Raw genomic sequence first — 16,105 nt, forward strand, 5'->3', positions numbered from 1 at the left:
TTGAATTCAAGAAAGTCACATTTTAGACACAATTTATTCCCCGTAGATCAAGGAATGACTAGTAAAAAATTAAACGGAGGGACGCTTGAACGATGAATCCGCAGCGGCCGTTGAAACAATATGAGTGGGTAATGAATGATTTGAAGCGGCAGATGGACGAGGGCTCGCTTCAGCCGGGGGACCGCCTCTCCTCGGTCGTTGACCTGGCGCTCCAGTACAATGTGGGCAGATCGACCATCCGCGAGGCGCTCAGCGCTCTGAAAGCGATGGGGCTGCTGGATATCCGCCAGGGCGGAGGGACGTTTGTGCGTACACCGCCCGCCGATCCGCTGCCGGTACATCCCGGACAGCTCTACGCGGACTTGTGGGAGGGACGCGCGGCTTCGCTGCGCCATCTGCTTGAGGTCCGGCGCGTGCTGGAGACCGGCTGCGCCTCCGTTGCCGCATCGAACCGCAGTGAGGCGGATCTGGCGGCTTTTGAGGAAATACTGCGCGAAATGGAGAACGCCGCCGATGAGCAGGTCAGCGAGCAGGCGGACGTGAAATTCCATCAGCAAATCGCCGCGGCAACGCACAATCCGCTGCTGCTGGATTTGATGGAGTCGTTATCGAACAAGCTGCATGAAAACATGAAGGATATGCGCGCCTTGTGGTTCTATGCCGAGCGCTCCTCCGCCGAACGGCTGCTGCAGGAGCATGCGTCCATCTATGAGGCGATCCGGACCCAGGATGCCAAGGAGGCCCTGGCCCGGATGGAGGCCCATATCACCAAAGTGGAGCAGGTGCTCAGCGAAAAAGGCGCGGGCGACCAGCCGCTTTGACCTCACGGCCTGGCCAGGATCTGCAGACGGCGAAGGTACAAAGCCGCTCCCTAAGAGGCAAGCCCGCATTTAGCGTCCGCCCTTGCCTCCTGCCCACCCGCGTTTCAATTTACCAGGCATAGGCAGCACACCATGTTAACCTCCTCGCCGCCCGCCGTACCTTTTTAAAAATACTTCCAGCTTCCTTTTATTCGTATAGACGAGAATCAGCAGATTTACGAGCCATATGCACAAATATGGTCCCGGGAAGCCCCGGGCGATCAGATAGACGGAGACGAGCATGAAGCCGGCCACCACCTGGAAGCCGCTCGCTTCCGTGGATAAGGGCCGCCGGCTCATCAGCTTGGAGGCGATCAGCAGCAGCGCGAGAATGACGGCCAGCGCCAGCGATACCTCAAACCGGGTCAAGGCGCTCCATACCCCGAAGGTGACGGCGATCGCCTTGCCTCCCTTGAACTTCAGGAACGGCGTGAAGGCATGCCCCGCAACCGGGGCCGCGGCGACAGCCACCATGCCATACCCGTGCACGGTGCCGCTGCCGGCGATCCATACCAGGGGCACATATCCCTTCAAAAAGTCCAGCGCCACCCCCGCCAGACCCAGCTTATACCCCGCAGCGCTCCAGAGGTTGAACGCACCCGGGTTCCCGTCTCCCACCGCCTTCAAATCCTTGTGCGCCGCCCGGCCCAGCCAATACGAGAACATCAGCGAGCCGCACAGAAATTCCACAGCCGTCAGCAGCAGGATCATCATGGTTCCCTATGCCCCCCAACATCCACGGCCCTGTCCTTCCACATGACATGCCCCAGAAACATGACCTGGTAAGCGGAATACAGCATCACCACCAGGAAAAAGATCGTGGATAAAATATGAAGAACAGGCATCACGAGGCCGAATTTGCCGACATTTTTGATCAGATAGCCGATGTGTGCCATGTACAGCAAGTAGCCCGCGAGCAAGGGGATTCCCCATGGCGTGTTCCATAGAAAGTACGTCCCTGCGGAGCAGACCAATCCGATAAACCAGAGCGCAATCAGTACGATCGTCCATGGACTCAGCTTGGCCGTGCTCAGCACCGCCCCTTTGCCGAATCCCTGCAGCTCGCTTTTAATACCGTGCGGGTACATGCGGAACGATACCATCCCCCGGCCGATAAAATTCGTTACGTCGATCCCGGCTTCCATGTACTTGGCGCCCAGGTTTAAATCATCCAATATTTCCGACCGGATGCTGCTGTGGCCGCCGACTTGCTCATAATCTTGCCTTGTTGTCAAAATGCAGGAGCCGTAAAGTCCTTTCCGGAGATTGCGGCGTTCAAAAGGGGAGGTAAACGCAAATACGCCCAAAATATTCGGAATGAGTGCAAGGCGTTCGTAAAATTTCTCGGTGTGATGAAAGGGGACGACGGAAATGACGCCACCGGTGCGGGAGCGAAGCTGCAGAAGCGAATCCAGCGCATGCGGTGACAAGCGGATGTCGGCATCCAGAAAAACGAACGTATCCCCGGAAGCATGAAGGTAGCCGTTCCACACGGCCCATGTTTTTCCCGTCCATCCGGGAGGAAGCGGCGGATTCTGCACGATGGTCACCCCGAAGCCCGCGGCGACGTCCCGGGTCCGGTCCTGCGAGCCGTCGTCGACGACAATGATCTCATGCGGCTGCAAGCTTTGAGCCCGGAGCGATTCCAGGAGAAAAGCCAGATTCTTCTCCTCATTCCTTGCCGGAATGATCACGGAGAGCTTAGCCCCCGCCTGCCGCCCTGCGCCATCGCTGCGAGGGACCTGATTTTTGCGGAACAAAACAATCCCGGAAAGGATGCCGATAACAAATAACAGGTAAAGAAACAGGTAAAGCCCCATAGCCAACAACCCCATCTCTCTAAAGTAGCTGGAACCTTGGAAGGTTAGAGCCTTTCGTGCGTCTGACGGATCTGTCATGAAGCGTTATCGCTGAATGATGCAACCATAGTGTAGCCGAGCATTTCTCCCTTTTCAATACATTATATTCCAGCCCCTTGGCCAAGGATTCGCGGATTGTACCATCCCTTCTGAAAACTTTCTGGCCCCTTCGGGCCATGCTGCGCAGCAGAACGCCTTTTATGATAAAATAATCTTATTACTCCCAGTACAGGGCGGCGGCAAGGAGGCATAATCCATGAATATCAGCAGCCGGTTTTCCGTGGCTATTCATATCCTTTCGATTCTGGAAGTCAACAAGACGGGTACCAATACGTCTGATTTTATAGCTTCAAGCGTCAACACGAACCCGGTCGTGATCCGGAGAATTACAGGCATGCTCAGCAAGGCGGGATTGGTCGAAGTGAAGCCGGGGGTCCCCGGTGCCAAGCTGGCCAAGGATCCTAGTGATATAACGCTGCTGGACATTTATAATGCGGTTAACGTCGTGGAGGAGAACGGCCTGTTCGGCGTCCATGATTCTCCCAATCCGGATTGCACGGTGGGCCGCAACATCCAGGGGGTGATCGTCCCGTTGTTCACCAGCGCCCAGAAAGCGATGGAGAACGTGCTCGCTGCCGTTAAGCTCCAGGACATCATCCAAGACATCGAAGCGCTTGAAATGTAACGCACGCCCCGACTCCCGACCCGGAAGAGGGGCGTGGTTTTTTCGTATTGAAGGTTTGCCGTCCTTTTTGATTTGACATTCGCCCAACATGTAACTACAATAGTTACAGGAAAAAGACATGATAACCAGGAGGGAACTTTTTTATGAATATCGGAGTTATTGGAGCCAGCGGCAAGGCTGGACGCCTTATTGTAGAGGAAGCGTTGAACCGCGGACACCAGGTAACGGCGATCGTTCGTGATGCAGGCCGCGTTACGGGGAACGTCAGCGTTCTGGAGAAAGATGTGTTTGACCTGACGGCTGAAGATGTGAAGCCGTTTGATGTTGTCGTCAACGCCTTCGGCGCCAAGCCCGGGGACGAGCATCTTCACGTCGAAGCCGGAAGATCGCTGATTTCCGCCCTGAAGGAAGCACCGTCGACCCGACTGATCGTCGTGGGAGGCGCAGGCAGCCTGTTTGTCGACGAAGCACAGACCACCCGCGTCATGGATACGCCAGATTTTCCGAAGGAATACTTCGCTACGGCATCCAATCAGGGCAAAAACCTCGAGGATCTGCAGCAGTCCAGCGGGATTCAGTGGACCTTTATCAGTCCGTCGGCCTTTTTTGATCCCGAAGGGGCAAGAACCGGCTCCTACCAGGCCGGAAAGGACCAGCTTCTTGTCAACTCAGCCGGCAGCAGCTATATCAGCTACGCGGACTACGCGATTGCCGTCCTTGATGAAATCGAACATCCGCAGCATCGGAACGAACGGTTCACCGTTGTGGGCGAAGCCAAATAATTAGGTTTATTGACGAAAGAGACGATCCCCTTCCTTGGGACCGTCTCTTTTATTTACCGGAAAAGGCAGTTTCACGCTATTTCGATTCCATCATCGAAGGAGCGGCCTTCCAGCTCATCTCCTCCAAAAGGGCGCGAACCCGCTCCAACATCATGTCCACATGCTCGGCGTGCATATCTTTGAGAAGCGACATATTTTCCGGCTCGGCAATATAGCTGAGCGTGTTCAGGAACAGCTCCGTCTCCAAATCGATTAACGCGATTTCCCGTGCCCGGCCAATTAAATCCTCGTAGGGCGTGCGATCCGGAGGGACATCGAGCCTAAGATGCAGAGCGATCTCCTTCAGCTTGGTTTTCGCCGCCATATGGGCCAGAATCAGTGCCGGCTGCAGCTGTCCCTCGTCTTTGAGCTGGATCGCCAGATTCATATGACTCCTGGATAATTCACTCCAAATGCGGGTCTTGGCGGACTGGAGGGAATCCCCATCCGTGTTAAGTTCCCTTTCTTTCACCAGGCTCGAGTTTGTTGTGTATGGACTCATTCCCATTCATACCTCCCTTGGAGCAGCACTTCTGCAGGAACTGAAGCCGGTATGGCTTGCCGGCGCGAAGTAAGGGGGTGCATACTCATCTTGAGTGTCGGCATATAGACTGCCGAAAGTGCTTGCCGCCTGCGGCCGCCTGTATCGGCCATCCAAGACGGGAACGTTCCCATCTTGACCGCTGCGGGCTTTAGGTTTGATAATTGCTGGCACTCCTTGTTGTATATTTCGGTTTTTTCTGCATCAAAATGAAGGGTTTTCCATATTAAAACGTTTTCCCCAACAATTTGTCGGTTTTGGGATACGCAGTGGCAAGGCATGCCCTCCCGCTCACCGGTTCCTCCCTATTTTTTTCATCACGGCTCCGGGTACGGTGCTATAATGAAGAGGTTGGTTTCAAATACATCATGACTATGATCTCGAAAAAGGAAGCTGAGCTATGATTGGAGACATACTTCTGGAAGTGGTGCTGCCCGTCTTTGTGCTGATTGGAATCGGTTCATGGATGCAGCGCGTGTTCCGCCTGGATTTGTACACACTGGCCAAAATCAATTTTTACTGCATAACCCCTGCCGCCGTCTTTATGAGCATGTATCATTCGGATATGTCGGGCGAGCTGCTCGGGAATGTGACACTCTTTTACGCATTATATGTATTCATTCTATACGTGATAGGGACCTTGGTCGCCCGCCCGCTGAAATTCACCAAAAGCATGCGCGCCGCGTTCAACAACAGCATCATGCTGGACAACTCGGGCAACTACGGGATGCCGATCAATGCCCTGGTGTTCAAGGGAGACCCCCTCGCCAGCTCCATGCAGGCGCTGATCATGTCGCTGCAGAGCCTCCTGACGTTCACTTATGGAGTCATATCGATCCAGGGCGCCAAGCTGAAAGGCAATTACCGCAGCATGATTATCGGCTTTCTGAAAATGCCGGTCCCGTATGCACTCGTGCTCGGAATCGTGCTGCATGCTGTGCATGCCCCGCTGCCCCTGTTCGTATCGCAGCCGCTCACCTATGCCCAGCAGTCGATGGTGGCCGTCGCCCTGCTCACGCTGGGAGCCCAGATCGTCAAGTATCCGCTCAAACTGTACCGTGTGGACGTATATATCAGCCTGTTCCTCCGCCTCATCATCGGCCCGGTCATCGGCGTAACACTCGTGTTTGCGCTTGGAATGAAGGGGATTCCGGCCCAGGCGTTGCTCATCGCATCCGGCATGCCGACCGGGGTCAACACGTCGATTTTAGCGGAAGAGTACAACAACGAGCCCGATTTTGCGGCGCAAACCGTCCTGATTTCCACGCTGTTTAACATTATTACGATTACGGGATTGATTTCACTGGCGAAAATGTTCTGAAATAGAGGCGAAATGCCTCTATTTTTTTGTATATATCGGCCAAGTCTGCTCCTGCCCTATCGGGAACCAAGGACGAATTGGCGCGGCGTAACGCCGAGCACCCGCTTGAAATGCCGGTGAAAATGGCTTTGGTCGCTGAAGTTAAGCACTGCCGCCACTTCGTGAACGGGAAGGCCGGACAGCAGCAGCTGCTGTGACCTGCGGATCCGCTCCCGGATCATATACTGGTGCGGCGGCAGGCCTGTAGTCTGCTTAAACAGCCTTACCAGATGGGACGAGCTGATATGAGCGGCTGCAGCCAGGTCTTCGAGAGAGATATCCTGGTCCAGAAATGCGTCGATGTACTGCAGCGCTTGATCCAGCTGATTTTTCTCCAGCTTATGCGGGGCCGCCCGGCTCCCGGCTTTGGTGCCTGAACCGTAGCGGTCGAGCATATGGACGGTGAGCATGCGCATCAAGGAATCCGAGTAGAGCCTGCCGCCCACCCCCCCGCTCTGCTGCTCTTCGTGGAGCCAGCGGACCAGCTGGACGAGCCGTTCATCCTGCAGCCGGATCTGTGTGGCGAAATCGATCTGCCTGGCTCCTCCGGGGAGCTCCAGCTCACCGGCTACCTTTTGGACCAGATCAGGGCTCAGGTCGAGACGGAAGAAATCCAGCTCCCTGTCCCACCGGCACAGAGACATGTCGCCTGCAGAGAATACGTTGATATGTCCCGGCCAGGCCACCCCTTCCCCGCTGTATCCGTCGGACCGCTCAAACACGCGGACCGGCTCCTTGGTACGGTGAATGACCATGAGGTGCCCCGTTAATACCGGCTCAAAGGCTTCCTGCGGGGGGACTTGCTCCAGACTGGACAACGTATACTCCGGCTTCTCCACGATCCTGTTTTCACCCTTTCCCACTGCTGGCCGTATCGGCAATGCGTTCTCCTCCCTGCCGCTTGGATGCAAATGAAACGCTTTTTTTTCCATTCTAAACGCTGCTTCCTTCCCTGACAAAGGGTACTTCGGCCCAAATGAGCATTTTGTTCAAAAAAGATGATCAACCGGTTCAAGAAACCGTCCCCGGATTCCCCGTATACTTGGGTTCAAGAAGGGCACCAACCCTATAACATGAATGGAGGCGTTGAATCATGAAATATGCAAGACTCGGAAACTCGGGACTGATCGTGTCCAAACTGGCATTCGGAGCAATGACTTTTGGCACGGGAAACCTCCCGAGCGTCTATAAGGTAGGCCCATCAGCTGCCCGGCAGCTTGTGGACGAGGCGCTGGCGGCAGGCATCAATTTCTTCGATACCGCGGATGGTTATGCCGACGGGCAAAGTGAGGAAATGCTGGGGCAGCTGCTAGGATCAAGGCGGCAGGAAGTGGTTATTGCCACCAAAGGCGGCTTCCGTGCGGGACCTGCGCTTGTTCAGTCGGGCTTGTCCCGCAAGCATTTGTTTGCCGCCGCAGAGGCGAGCCTGAAACGCCTCGGCACCGATTACATCGATTTGTACATCGTTCACAAGACGGATCCCTTCACGCCGCTGGAAGAAACGCTCGAAGCGCTGAACGACTTGGTCCGGCAGGGAAAAGTCCGCTATATCGGCTTCTCCAACTGGCCGGCCTGGCTGGCGGCCAAGGCGGTGCAAATCCAGCGCGAACGGGGCTGGGCCACCTTCATTAGCGGACAGATGTATTATTCCCTGGTCGGCAGGGACGTCGAGTACGATATCCTGCCGTTCATGAAGGACGCGGGCGTCGGGCTGACGGTATGGAGCCCGCTGGCCGGCGGATTTCTAAGCGGTAAGTATTCCCGCAGCAATTTGCAGGATCCGGACGGACGGCTGAGCGGCTTTGACATCATTCCGTTTGACAAGGAATGGGGTTTTGCCGTGCTGGACCACGTTCACAGCATCGCCGATGCGCATGGCGTGACGGCTGCACAGGTATCGCTTGCCTGGCTGCTGTCCAAAGCCGGCGTCAGCAGCGTCCTGGTGGGCGCCAGCAAAATGAGCCAGCTGGAGGACAATTTGAAAGCCATCGACCTGGAGCTGACGGCTGAGGAGATGCTGCTGCTGGATCGAGCCACACAGCCGCGCCCGCTCTACCCGAATTGGTTTGCCGATTCGATGCTGGATGCGGAGCACATGAAAGTGCTGGGGTAAGTTCGTTCATATTCAGTTCATAAACATCGTGTATTTTGGTTTCATTCCAAAAAAGCAAATAGAGAAATGAGGGAGTTTGGAGTGAAATCAAATCGAAACACGCTGATTTTGATCGGACTGATGATCGGTCTGATTTTTGCGGAGCTGGACGAAACCGTCGTATCCACGGCGATGCCTACCATCATCCGCGATTTGCACGGCCTGGCGCTGTACGGCTGGGTCGCCGGCATTTATATGCTGGCTGCGACCATTTTCATGCCGATCCTCGGCAAGCTGGCCGACATTTACGGCCGGAAAGTCGTTTATTTAAGCTGCATGGCACTCTTTATCGCTGGCTCGATCGTGTGCGGCCTCGCCCCATCGATGACGGTGCTGCTTGTCGGCCGGGGCATTCAGGGCATTGGAGCCGGGGGGCTCATGCCGATCGCCTTAGCCATCATCGGAGATTCGTACCCGCTGGAGAAACGCGCCAAAATCCAGAGCCTGTTCGGCCCCATGATGATCATTCCCCAGCTGCTGGGTCCGACGGTGGGCGGATATTTGGTCGGCCACGTCAACTGGCACTGGGTGTTCCTGATCAACATTCCGGTTGGCCTGATCGCCGCCCTGGTGCTCGGAATCGGCATGCGGGAATCGCGCGGAGACGAGAAGAAGCCGATCGACTGGCTTGGTTCATCGGTGCTTACCTTAAGCATGCTGTCCCTGCTAATGTCACCGGTTCTGGTCGATAACCAGGGTCTGGCCTGGTCTTCGCCAACGATTATCGGGCTGCTGGTTATCGGCGCCTTGCTGCTCGGTCTGTTTATCTGGATCGAGACGAAGGTCAAGGAGCCGATTATCCCGCTGCATTTGTTCCGTAACCGCAATGTGGTCGTGCTGTCGCTGCTGGTCTTTATTCTCATGCTGGGCCTGATGGGCGGCATCGCCACCTTTCCGTACTTTGCCCAAAATGTGATGGGGCTGACACCGACGCAGTCCGGGTATCTGATGTTGGCGTTTATGGCCGGCGCCATCCCGTCGAGCATCGTTAACGGATTTTTAATCACCCGGGTTCCATACCGCAATCTGTTTATCATCTGCTTCATCCTGCCGGTCATCGGCATCTATCTGCTGACGCAGCTTGGCATTCACACATCCGTGGTGTATATCGTCGCTTCCTTCTTTATTCTGGGCCTCGGCCTCGGCGCCCTGTTCGGCGGCGACAATCTGATCGTGCAGGAATCGGTGTCCAAGGAAAACAGCGGCATTGCGCTCGGCACCGTGCAGCTGATCCAGTCGCTCGGCACGACGATCGGTCTCAGCGTCTTCGGCAGCCTGCTTGCCAAGCATATCAAGGATGGCGTCTCCTCCATTGCCGGACAGCTTCCTGAAGGAAGCGCAGAGCACCTGGCTACGGGAGGCATCCCGGCAAATCTGGCGCCGGACTTGGTGCTGAAGGTGCAGACCGTCTTTGTGGACGCGTTCCAAAACTTGTTCGGCATCGCGTTCGTGTTTATCCTGGTCTCCTTTGTGATCACCTGGTTTTTGAAAAAGGGAGTGCTCACCAGCAAAGAAGCAACGGCCGAGTCGGGACACAGCTGAGCCGGCAGGCCGTCGTTCTAAACTTATAAATGTGGCTGAACGCTTCTCTAGTCATGCATGGCAATCCAAAATAAATAGCGACAGTCTTGGGATCAAAAATCTCCCCGGACTGTCGCTATTTCATTTCCAGCTAACCCCTGCTTCTATTCCCCCGTTTTGGCAAATCGCTCGATTCTTTCGCCAATCTGATCGCGTACACGTTGAAATACGGCCCACTTCTCTTCCTCTGTACCCTGGGCTTTCGCCGGATCGTCAAATCCCCAATGCTCACGTCTGACTTGCGGCGGTGTGACGGGGCATTTGTCAGCCGCATCGCCGCAGAGGGTCACCACGAAATCAGCCTCGTTAAGGAGTGTGGGATCAATGATATCAGAGGTTTGACCGGAAATATCAATCCCTGCTTCTTCCATGGCTTTGACGGCATTGGGATTAAGCCCGTGAGCTTCAATGCCCGCACTGTGCACATTCCAGTCGTCACCCAGGTATTTTTTCGCCCAGCCTTCAGCCATTTGACTCCGGCAGGAATTGCCTGTGCACAAAAAGTAAATTGTTTTCTTGTTCATATGAGCATGTCTCCTTAGATATGAAAATTATAAGATCGCTAACCACAAATACAGGCCCAGCAGCGTAATCAAAAGGGTAGGAATTGTCAGGATGATGCCGGTTCTAAAATACGTCCCCCAGGAGATTTTGACCCCTTTGGCGGACAGCACATGAAGCCATAGGAGCGTCGCCAGTGATCCAATGGGAGTCATCTTCGGCCCTAAGTCGGAACCGATGACATTGGCATACGCCAGAGCCTCTTTGATGGCATCGGTGGTGTGGGTGGATTGTATGGCCAGGGCATCAATCATGACGGTGGGCAAATTGTTCATTACAGATGACAGCACGGCAGATATAAAGCCCATTGAGATCGTCGCCGCAAACAACCCCTGATCAGCTGCCGACTGAATGACTTGAGCTAATAAGTCCGTCAGCCCGGCATTCCGCAAGCCATACACCACCACGTACATGCCAATGGAGAAAAAGACGATGGCCCACGGGGCCCCCTTAACCACATCCTTGACCGGAACGATTGGACTTTTTCTTGCCATTAGCAAAAAGAAGATCGCGATTACACCAGCGACGATGGATACCGGTATGTTTAAAAATTCGCTCGCAAAGTATCCAGCCAGCAGAATGGCAAGCACAACCCAGGACAATCTGAACATTGCTGGATCCTTGATCGCATCCTCCGGGTTCCTTAGATCGGCGGCATCAAACTTCGCGGGGATGCTCTTTCGGAAGAACAGGTAGAGAACGATGATGCTGGCTCCTAGAGCAAATAAATCCGGGATGATCATATGGCCGGCGTATTCCATGAAGGAAATACCGAAGAAGTCCGCAGACACAATATTTACGAGGTTGCTGACAACCAGCGGCAGTGAGGTCGTATCTGCAATAAACCCGCTGGCGATAATGAACGGGAACACCTTCTTTTCATCGAATCTGAGCGCCCGCATCATCGCGAGAACGATCGGCGTTAAGATCAGCGCAGCACCGTCATTTGCAAAAAATGCAGCCACAACAGCACCGAGGAACGAGACATAAATAAACATCCGCAGACCGCTGCCGCGGGCGGCCCTTGCCATATGGAGCGCAGCCCACTCGAAAAATCCGATGCTGTCCAGAATAAGCGAAATAAGGATGATGGCTACAAAAGCGAGCGTAGCATTCCATACGATTTGCGTGACATCCCAAACGTCCTGGAACCGGACCACCCCAAGGAGCAGAGCAAGAACTGCGCCTCCGCAGGCTGACCACCCGATCGACAGGTTTTTGGGCTGCCAGATGACGAGAACTAATGTGATCAAAAATATGACGCAAGCCAATACAACGGTTACCATTTCAACCTCCGTGCGAACTGTCGCTGATCTTGTTTGTAAACATTCGCGAATCATTATATAACTATGTACTTATATGATCAACAGATAAACTTACTTGCACGCGGAAGTTAAATGCTGTTTATTTAATGCGGATAATATCTTTTGGGAATCGGGCGTGTGATCCAATACAGCCTTGATATACGGTTTATCATCTACATTTAAGGAGTAGTACACCCATTGTCCACGCTTACTTTCCTTCACCAGTCCCTGAGATTTCAGCTTTCTTAAATGCTGGCTTACCGCAGGCTGGGAAACCTCCAGGATCTCAACAAGCTCACAAACGCAAAATTCCCGCTCCTTAAGTAAGGATAATATGGTAAGGCGGGTGTAATCGCTTAGCAGCTTTAGCTTATCCGACATTTCGCGAATTTGTTCCATAAGGGTCCCTCCTTTTCGTGATATATAAGCGGATGATTATATGATATGATGATGAGAAATAAATATCAAATCCATAGAAATGCATCCTTACCCCCAAAAAAACATTTGCATATTACAAATAAATACAGTATAAATGAATCACGAGGTGAAAAAATGCCATGGAAAGCACTCGCGAACTATTCCAAATCATGACCCGCCGCTTTGGCTTACTCAATAAAAATTGCTGTACCGTGGGTGGGCACGATCTCACACCGGTTCAAAGCCACATTTTGTTTGAGGTCGACCGCCAGCATCATCCTTCGATCCAACAGATCGCAGAAACATTAGGCACCGATATCACAACATTCAGCCGCCAGGTACAATCACTGATCAAAATGAACCTGATCAAAAAGACGCCTGATCCCACAGATCGCCGGGTTTCAACGCTCGCACTAACGGTTGAAGGGAAGTACGTCGCCGCCACCATCGACCATCAAATGAACGCTTATTTGGATGATGTATTTTCTTTTATGACCGAGTTTGAGAAAGAGACCGTTCTCCGGTCCATTAAATTGATGAATGAAGCGATGGCCAAATCCGATTATTGCTGCAAACCGATGCTAGGGTAATTTTTTTTACCTTTCAATACTTGCAATTTGCAATCAATTTTCATCATGTGCAATCCTTTGATCTGATGTCAAATGGCTTTGCTGCTTCCAGCAGCGGGTCATTCAACATACACAACCATTTAAGGAGGTCCTTCGATGTACGATCACTTTTACACCGCCGAGTACCTGATGAAAATGAACGAACAGCAAGTGCAAAAAACGGCTCGGCAGGCATGGAAATGGTCCGCGGAAAAACCAAAAATGGGCCGGTATAAGTTCCTGGACTCTGTCCGTAAAGCGAAGACAGTTCCTTGCTGCTCTCCACCCATTCAGGCTTGCTGCTAAAGTGCTGCTGACCATTGAATCGAATCCAAACCTATTCTAAGGAGTGTTATCCATGTCAAAGTTAACGAATGATGAAATCCGCCAAAACGTGCGTAGCCGATATAAGCAGATTGCCGTTGCTGAGATGAATGCTGGATCTTGCTGCCAACCGGACAACAGCCAAGCCAGCTGCTGCAGCACGCCTTCCGATTTTAATTCGATCTCGAGCCGATTAGGTTACTCCGACGACGAATTAAACGCGGCACCAGAAGGCGCAAACCTTGGTTTGGGATGTGGTAACCCGCAGGCGATTGCTTCTTTAAAGGCTGGTGAAGTCGTGCTGGATTTGGGAAGCGGCGGCGGATTTGACTGTTTTCTGGCATCGCGCCAGGTAGGAGATACCGGTAAAGTCATCGGTGTCGACATGACTCCCGAAATGGTCAGCCGTGCACGCAGCAATGCAGTGAAAGGCCATTTCAAGAACACCGATTTCCGTCTGGGGGAAATTGAGCATCTTCCCGTAGCTGATCACACGGTAGATGCTATTATTTCGAACTGCGTGGTTAATTTATCTCCAGATAAGCAGCAGGTGTTTCACGATTCTTTTCGGGTACTGAAAAGCGGAGGCCGGCTGGCCATTTCGGATATTGTTACAACAGCAGATTTACCTCCTGAGATCAAAAACGACCTGGATGAATTGTATTCAGGCTGCATTTCAGGGGCTTCTTCCGTCAGCGAAATAGAAGCGATGCTTAGTCAAAGCGGGTTTACAAACATTAGCGTTGAACCTAAGGATGAGTCCAAAGCTTTTATTAAGGATTGGGTCCAAGGATCGAATATTGAGGATTACATTGTTTCGGCTGTCATCCAAGCCACCAAGCCTTAAGATCGTGGAATGCCGTCCTGTTTACCCATGTCCACCCATATTATGGCTCTTGTTCCAGCCGAGATGTGTTATATTAGTACCATCTCGGTTAAATACATAATTATGGAATTTTTAGGGGTGAACAGCTATTGGATTTGGAAAGAAGGATTGAGCAGCTCGAAGCGAAAATGAAAGCGATGGAGCTGGAGCTGAACGAACTTAGACGGGAGAGGCCGGGTATAGGTGATCCTCGGCAGCAGCCGGTGAATCCGGGAGCCCAGGCCCAGCGGCCGGTGCAGCCGCAGGTTCCGCCTCAGACTCCCTATGCGTCGCCGCAGGCACCGGGCGCTGCATACCCGAACCCGCCTGGGTCACAGCCTTACCAGGGGCATCCAGGCCAGCAGCCGATGCCTGGGCAGCCGGGAGTGCCGGGGTACCCTGGAGGTCCCGCCATGGGGCCGTATCCGGGCCAGCCGGGAACCGCAGGTTACCCGGCGCAGGCGGGCCCGCACCAAGGCCAGCCGGGCCAAGGGCCGTACTATGGCCAGCCCCGTCCCGCCGGGCCGCAGGCCCAGCGGCCGCCCAAGCCGCCGAAGCCGCCCGTGGACTGGGAGCATGCCATCGCACGGGTGTGGCTGCCGCGCGTGTTTATCGTCGTGCTGCTGCTCGGCGTCCTGTGGGGCTTTATCGCCGCCGTGTCGGCGGGGTATCTGACGCAGCCGGTACGCTGCCTCCTCGGCCTCGTTGCCGCCGGCGCCATGTACTTCTTCGGGGAGCGGCAGGTCCGGGCGCAGCGGGAAGGATTGGCGCAGGTACTGCTCGGCGGCTCTGTCGCCGTGCTCATGCTGACCTTTTTTGCGGCGCATCATCTATATGAATTGATTCCGTCCTGGTTAGCTTTCCTATTATATATCTTGTCCATCGCCCTGGGGGTGTGGACCGCCGTAAGACGCAGCTCCCAGACGCTCGTGATCATTATGACCGTCGGCGGTTATCTCATTCCGTTCCTGGTGAAATCCACGGAACCGAATGCCTGGATCGCCGCAGGTTTTGAGCTCGTCTTTTCCCTGGCGATGACGTCGCTGTCGATCCGCTATGCTTACCGTGCCGCCTACTTCGTGTCCATTGGCGTGCTGCATCTGCCGCTGATGATTCTATACATGGCAGGCGATTTCGAAGGCAGCCGGCATGTCTTCCTCGGCGCGGTATTCCTGCAGCACGCCCTGCTGCTCGTCCTCTCGCTGGTCCGTCCGTACCGCCACCGCGTAGACGAAACGGTGTCGCTCATGACCGGCTTCGGCCTGGTCGCGCTGTGGATTTACGCTTTGTACAATCAGGCGGGCGGCCCCGGTCCCGAATCGATGATGATGATCATCTGGGCTGTCATTTACAGCCTGATCGCCCTCTGGCGGGTGATGAGCGGCCGCGTTCCCCACGAATACATGGCGATCGCGACCTGCGCCTGGCTCATTTGGCTGGTTGAAATCGTCAGCCGGGAGGCGCTGCCGCTGTCTGTCCTGATCGAGGCGTCCCTTGGGCTCGGCCTCGGCATCCTGCTGAGAAGCCGGATGCAGCAGATTACGTCCGCCATCCTGTATTTGTTCGGGGGACTGAGCATTCTGCAGCTGATCATTCACGAGATCCTGTCAATCGATACGCTGTCCTGGATCGCGCTCCTGGCCAGCCTGGCAGGCTTGTCGGCGGTCCTCCGCAGACATATGGCCGAAGAATGGCAGCGTAAAGTACCGGATATTCTGATGTGGTCCGCCGCGCTGCTGTCCATCGTCTTCCTGACGGAAGTGACCTCGGTTCTGACGCGGAATCTGTCGTTCGACCTGCAGCATTTGATCCTGTCGGCCGAATATGCGCTCTATGCGATCATCGTTATTATTTACGGCGTCATGGTGGGTAAATCGATGGTCCGCCTGGCCGGATTGCTCGTCCTGCTGATCACGCTGCTCAAGGTCATCTTCTTCGACCTGCCAGGCGTGTCGCTGGCCGTGCGGGCGATCTTGTTCATCGGTCTGGGCGTCGCCGGGATCGCCGTTTCCCGAATTTTGTACAAACGCAAAGGGGCCGATCCCGAAGCACCACCGGGACCTCCGCCGGGACCACCGTCGCTCCCGCCGGAATAAATACGGCCATGACTGCGCCGCACGAGAGTTATTCTACTTGCCTCAAACGCGATGGCACGGAGCTGTGCTTG

Annotated in this window: 17 protein-coding genes; 10 read left to right on the forward strand and 7 right to left on the reverse strand. The window is 54.3% G+C overall.

Annotation, left to right across the window (positions count from 1 at the left end):
* Nucleotides 1–131 precede the first annotated feature (131 nt).
* The gene (locus BCV73_RS21790) at nt 132–821 is read left to right on the forward strand and encodes a FadR/GntR family transcriptional regulator (protein ID WP_256992942.1); all 690 of its coding nucleotides are present in this window, start codon (nt 132–134) and stop codon (nt 819–821) included.
* Nucleotides 822–956: 135 nt separating this feature from the next.
* On the opposite strand, the gene BCV73_RS21795 is transcribed toward BCV73_RS21790, so the two are convergent.
* Nucleotides 957–1,574, reverse strand: coding sequence for a glycerol-3-phosphate acyltransferase (locus BCV73_RS21795; protein ID WP_343219917.1), 618 nt, complete (start codon nt 1,572–1,574; stop codon nt 957–959).
* Nucleotides 1,571–2,695, reverse strand: coding sequence for a glycosyltransferase family 2 protein (locus tag BCV73_RS21800; RefSeq protein ID WP_256992943.1), 1,125 nt, complete (start codon nt 2,693–2,695; stop codon nt 1,571–1,573). The genes BCV73_RS21795 and BCV73_RS21800 overlap by 4 nt, the downstream gene beginning before the upstream one ends.
* A gap of 280 nt (nt 2,696–2,975) precedes the next feature.
* Here BCV73_RS21800 and BCV73_RS21805 point away from each other — a divergent pair, with 280 nt between their 5' ends.
* Both BCV73_RS21805 and BCV73_RS21810 read left to right on the forward strand, forming a co-directional pair.
* Entirely contained in the window at nt 2,976–3,404 is a 429-nt protein-coding gene (locus tag BCV73_RS21805) for an Rrf2 family transcriptional regulator (RefSeq protein WP_076173635.1), read from the forward strand.
* Nucleotides 3,405–3,547: 143 nt separating this feature from the next.
* Nucleotides 3,548–4,186 carry an NAD(P)-dependent oxidoreductase gene (locus tag BCV73_RS21810; protein WP_089548508.1) on the forward strand — a complete coding sequence of 213 codons (639 nt, stop codon included), beginning with the start codon at nt 3,548–3,550 and terminating at the stop codon, nt 4,184–4,186.
* 76 nt (nt 4,187–4,262) lie between these two features.
* Here BCV73_RS21810 and BCV73_RS21815 read toward each other — a convergent pair whose 3' ends face one another.
* Complete coding sequence (locus BCV73_RS21815; RefSeq protein ID WP_089548509.1) at nt 4,263–4,727, reverse strand: hypothetical protein; 465 nt, start codon at nt 4,725–4,727, stop codon at nt 4,263–4,265.
* A gap of 439 nt (nt 4,728–5,166) precedes the next feature.
* On the opposite strand from BCV73_RS21815, the gene BCV73_RS21825 reads away from it, so the two are divergent.
* Nucleotides 5,167–6,087, forward strand: a complete 921-nt coding sequence (locus BCV73_RS21825; RefSeq protein ID WP_076173632.1) for an AEC family transporter — start codon at nt 5,167–5,169, stop codon at nt 6,085–6,087.
* A gap of 56 nt (nt 6,088–6,143) precedes the next feature.
* Here BCV73_RS21825 and BCV73_RS21830 read toward each other — a convergent pair whose 3' ends face one another.
* Complete coding sequence (locus tag BCV73_RS21830; RefSeq protein ID WP_218828168.1) at nt 6,144–7,058, reverse strand: helix-turn-helix transcriptional regulator; 915 nt, start codon at nt 7,056–7,058, stop codon at nt 6,144–6,146.
* 161 nt (nt 7,059–7,219) lie between these two features.
* On the opposite strand from BCV73_RS21830, the gene BCV73_RS21835 reads away from it, so the two are divergent.
* Complete coding sequence (locus tag BCV73_RS21835; RefSeq protein ID WP_089548511.1) at nt 7,220–8,239, forward strand: aldo/keto reductase; 1,020 nt, start codon at nt 7,220–7,222, stop codon at nt 8,237–8,239.
* An 81-nt stretch (nt 8,240–8,320) separates the two neighbouring features.
* A complete protein-coding gene (locus tag BCV73_RS21840) occupies nt 8,321–9,820 on the forward strand; it encodes an MDR family MFS transporter (protein WP_256992944.1) in 1,500 nt (499 codons plus the stop codon).
* A 143-nt stretch (nt 9,821–9,963) separates the two neighbouring features.
* Here BCV73_RS21840 and arsC read toward each other — a convergent pair whose 3' ends face one another.
* The 3 genes from arsC to BCV73_RS21855 all read right to left on the reverse strand — a co-directional run bounded on the left by arsC (nt 9,964) and on the right by BCV73_RS21855 (nt 12,123).
* Nucleotides 9,964–10,383 carry an arsenate reductase (thioredoxin) gene (gene arsC, locus BCV73_RS21845; protein WP_089548513.1) on the reverse strand — a complete coding sequence of 140 codons (420 nt, stop codon included), beginning with the start codon at nt 10,381–10,383 and terminating at the stop codon, nt 9,964–9,966.
* 27 nt (nt 10,384–10,410) lie between these two features.
* Nucleotides 10,411–11,706, reverse strand: coding sequence for an arsenic transporter (locus BCV73_RS21850; protein WP_089548514.1), 1,296 nt, complete (start codon nt 11,704–11,706; stop codon nt 10,411–10,413).
* A 90-nt stretch (nt 11,707–11,796) separates the two neighbouring features.
* A complete protein-coding gene (locus BCV73_RS21855; RefSeq protein ID WP_089548515.1) occupies nt 11,797–12,123 on the reverse strand; it encodes an ArsR/SmtB family transcription factor in 327 nt (108 codons plus the stop codon).
* 158 nt (nt 12,124–12,281) lie between these two features.
* Between BCV73_RS21855 and BCV73_RS21860 the strand changes: the two genes are divergently transcribed.
* The 4 genes from BCV73_RS21860 (at nt 12,282) to BCV73_RS21875 (ending at nt 16,034) form a co-directional block, all read left to right on the forward strand.
* Complete coding sequence (locus BCV73_RS21860; protein WP_076173626.1) at nt 12,282–12,731, forward strand: MarR family winged helix-turn-helix transcriptional regulator; 450 nt, start codon at nt 12,282–12,284, stop codon at nt 12,729–12,731.
* 135 nt (nt 12,732–12,866) lie between these two features.
* Nucleotides 12,867–13,055 carry a hypothetical protein gene (locus tag BCV73_RS21865; RefSeq protein ID WP_076173625.1) on the forward strand — a complete coding sequence of 63 codons (189 nt, stop codon included), beginning with the start codon at nt 12,867–12,869 and terminating at the stop codon, nt 13,053–13,055.
* A 52-nt stretch (nt 13,056–13,107) separates the two neighbouring features.
* Complete coding sequence (locus BCV73_RS21870; protein ID WP_076173624.1) at nt 13,108–13,920, forward strand: arsenite methyltransferase; 813 nt, start codon at nt 13,108–13,110, stop codon at nt 13,918–13,920.
* A 128-nt stretch (nt 13,921–14,048) separates the two neighbouring features.
* On the forward strand, nt 14,049–16,034 hold the full coding sequence (locus BCV73_RS21875; RefSeq protein WP_089548516.1) for a DUF2339 domain-containing protein: 1,986 nt from the start codon (nt 14,049–14,051) through the stop codon (nt 16,032–16,034).
* Nucleotides 16,035–16,105: the final 71 nt, after the last annotated feature.

This window comes from Paenibacillus sp. SSG-1 (assembly GCF_002224835.1).
In the GTDB taxonomy this organism is placed as follows: Bacteria; Bacillota; Bacilli; order Paenibacillales; family Paenibacillaceae; genus Paenibacillus_AQ; species Paenibacillus_AQ favisporus.

Bases quoted from the DNA above. Each gene is read 5' to 3' on its own strand.
- BCV73_RS21790 (WP_256992942.1), top strand. From the start codon at position 132: ATGAATGATTTGAAGCGGCAGATGGACGAGGGCTCGCTTCAGCCGGGG.
- BCV73_RS21795 (WP_343219917.1), bottom strand. From the start codon at position 1,574: ATGATGATCCTGCTGCTGACGGCTGTGGAATTTCTGTGCGGCTCGCTG.
- BCV73_RS21800 (WP_256992943.1), bottom strand. From the start codon at position 2,695: ATGGGGTTGTTGGCTATGGGGCTTTACCTGTTTCTTTACCTGTTATTT.
- BCV73_RS21805 (WP_076173635.1), top strand. From the start codon at position 2,976: ATGAATATCAGCAGCCGGTTTTCCGTGGCTATTCATATCCTTTCGATT.
- BCV73_RS21810 (WP_089548508.1), top strand. From the start codon at position 3,548: ATGAATATCGGAGTTATTGGAGCCAGCGGCAAGGCTGGACGCCTTATT.
- BCV73_RS21815 (WP_089548509.1), bottom strand. From the start codon at position 4,727: ATGAGTCCATACACAACAAACTCGAGCCTGGTGAAAGAAAGGGAACTT.
- BCV73_RS21825 (WP_076173632.1), top strand. From the start codon at position 5,167: ATGATTGGAGACATACTTCTGGAAGTGGTGCTGCCCGTCTTTGTGCTG.
- BCV73_RS21830 (WP_218828168.1), bottom strand. From the start codon at position 7,058: ATGGAAAAAAAAGCGTTTCATTTGCATCCAAGCGGCAGGGAGGAGAAC.
- BCV73_RS21835 (WP_089548511.1), top strand. From the start codon at position 7,220: ATGAAATATGCAAGACTCGGAAACTCGGGACTGATCGTGTCCAAACTG.
- arsC (WP_089548513.1), bottom strand. From the start codon at position 10,383: ATGAACAAGAAAACAATTTACTTTTTGTGCACAGGCAATTCCTGCCGG.
- BCV73_RS21850 (WP_089548514.1), bottom strand. From the start codon at position 11,706: ATGGTAACCGTTGTATTGGCTTGCGTCATATTTTTGATCACATTAGTT.
- BCV73_RS21855 (WP_089548515.1), bottom strand. From the start codon at position 12,123: ATGGAACAAATTCGCGAAATGTCGGATAAGCTAAAGCTGCTAAGCGAT.
- BCV73_RS21860 (WP_076173626.1), top strand. From the start codon at position 12,282: ATGGAAAGCACTCGCGAACTATTCCAAATCATGACCCGCCGCTTTGGC.
- BCV73_RS21865 (WP_076173625.1), top strand. From the start codon at position 12,867: ATGTACGATCACTTTTACACCGCCGAGTACCTGATGAAAATGAACGAA.
- BCV73_RS21870 (WP_076173624.1), top strand. From the start codon at position 13,108: ATGTCAAAGTTAACGAATGATGAAATCCGCCAAAACGTGCGTAGCCGA.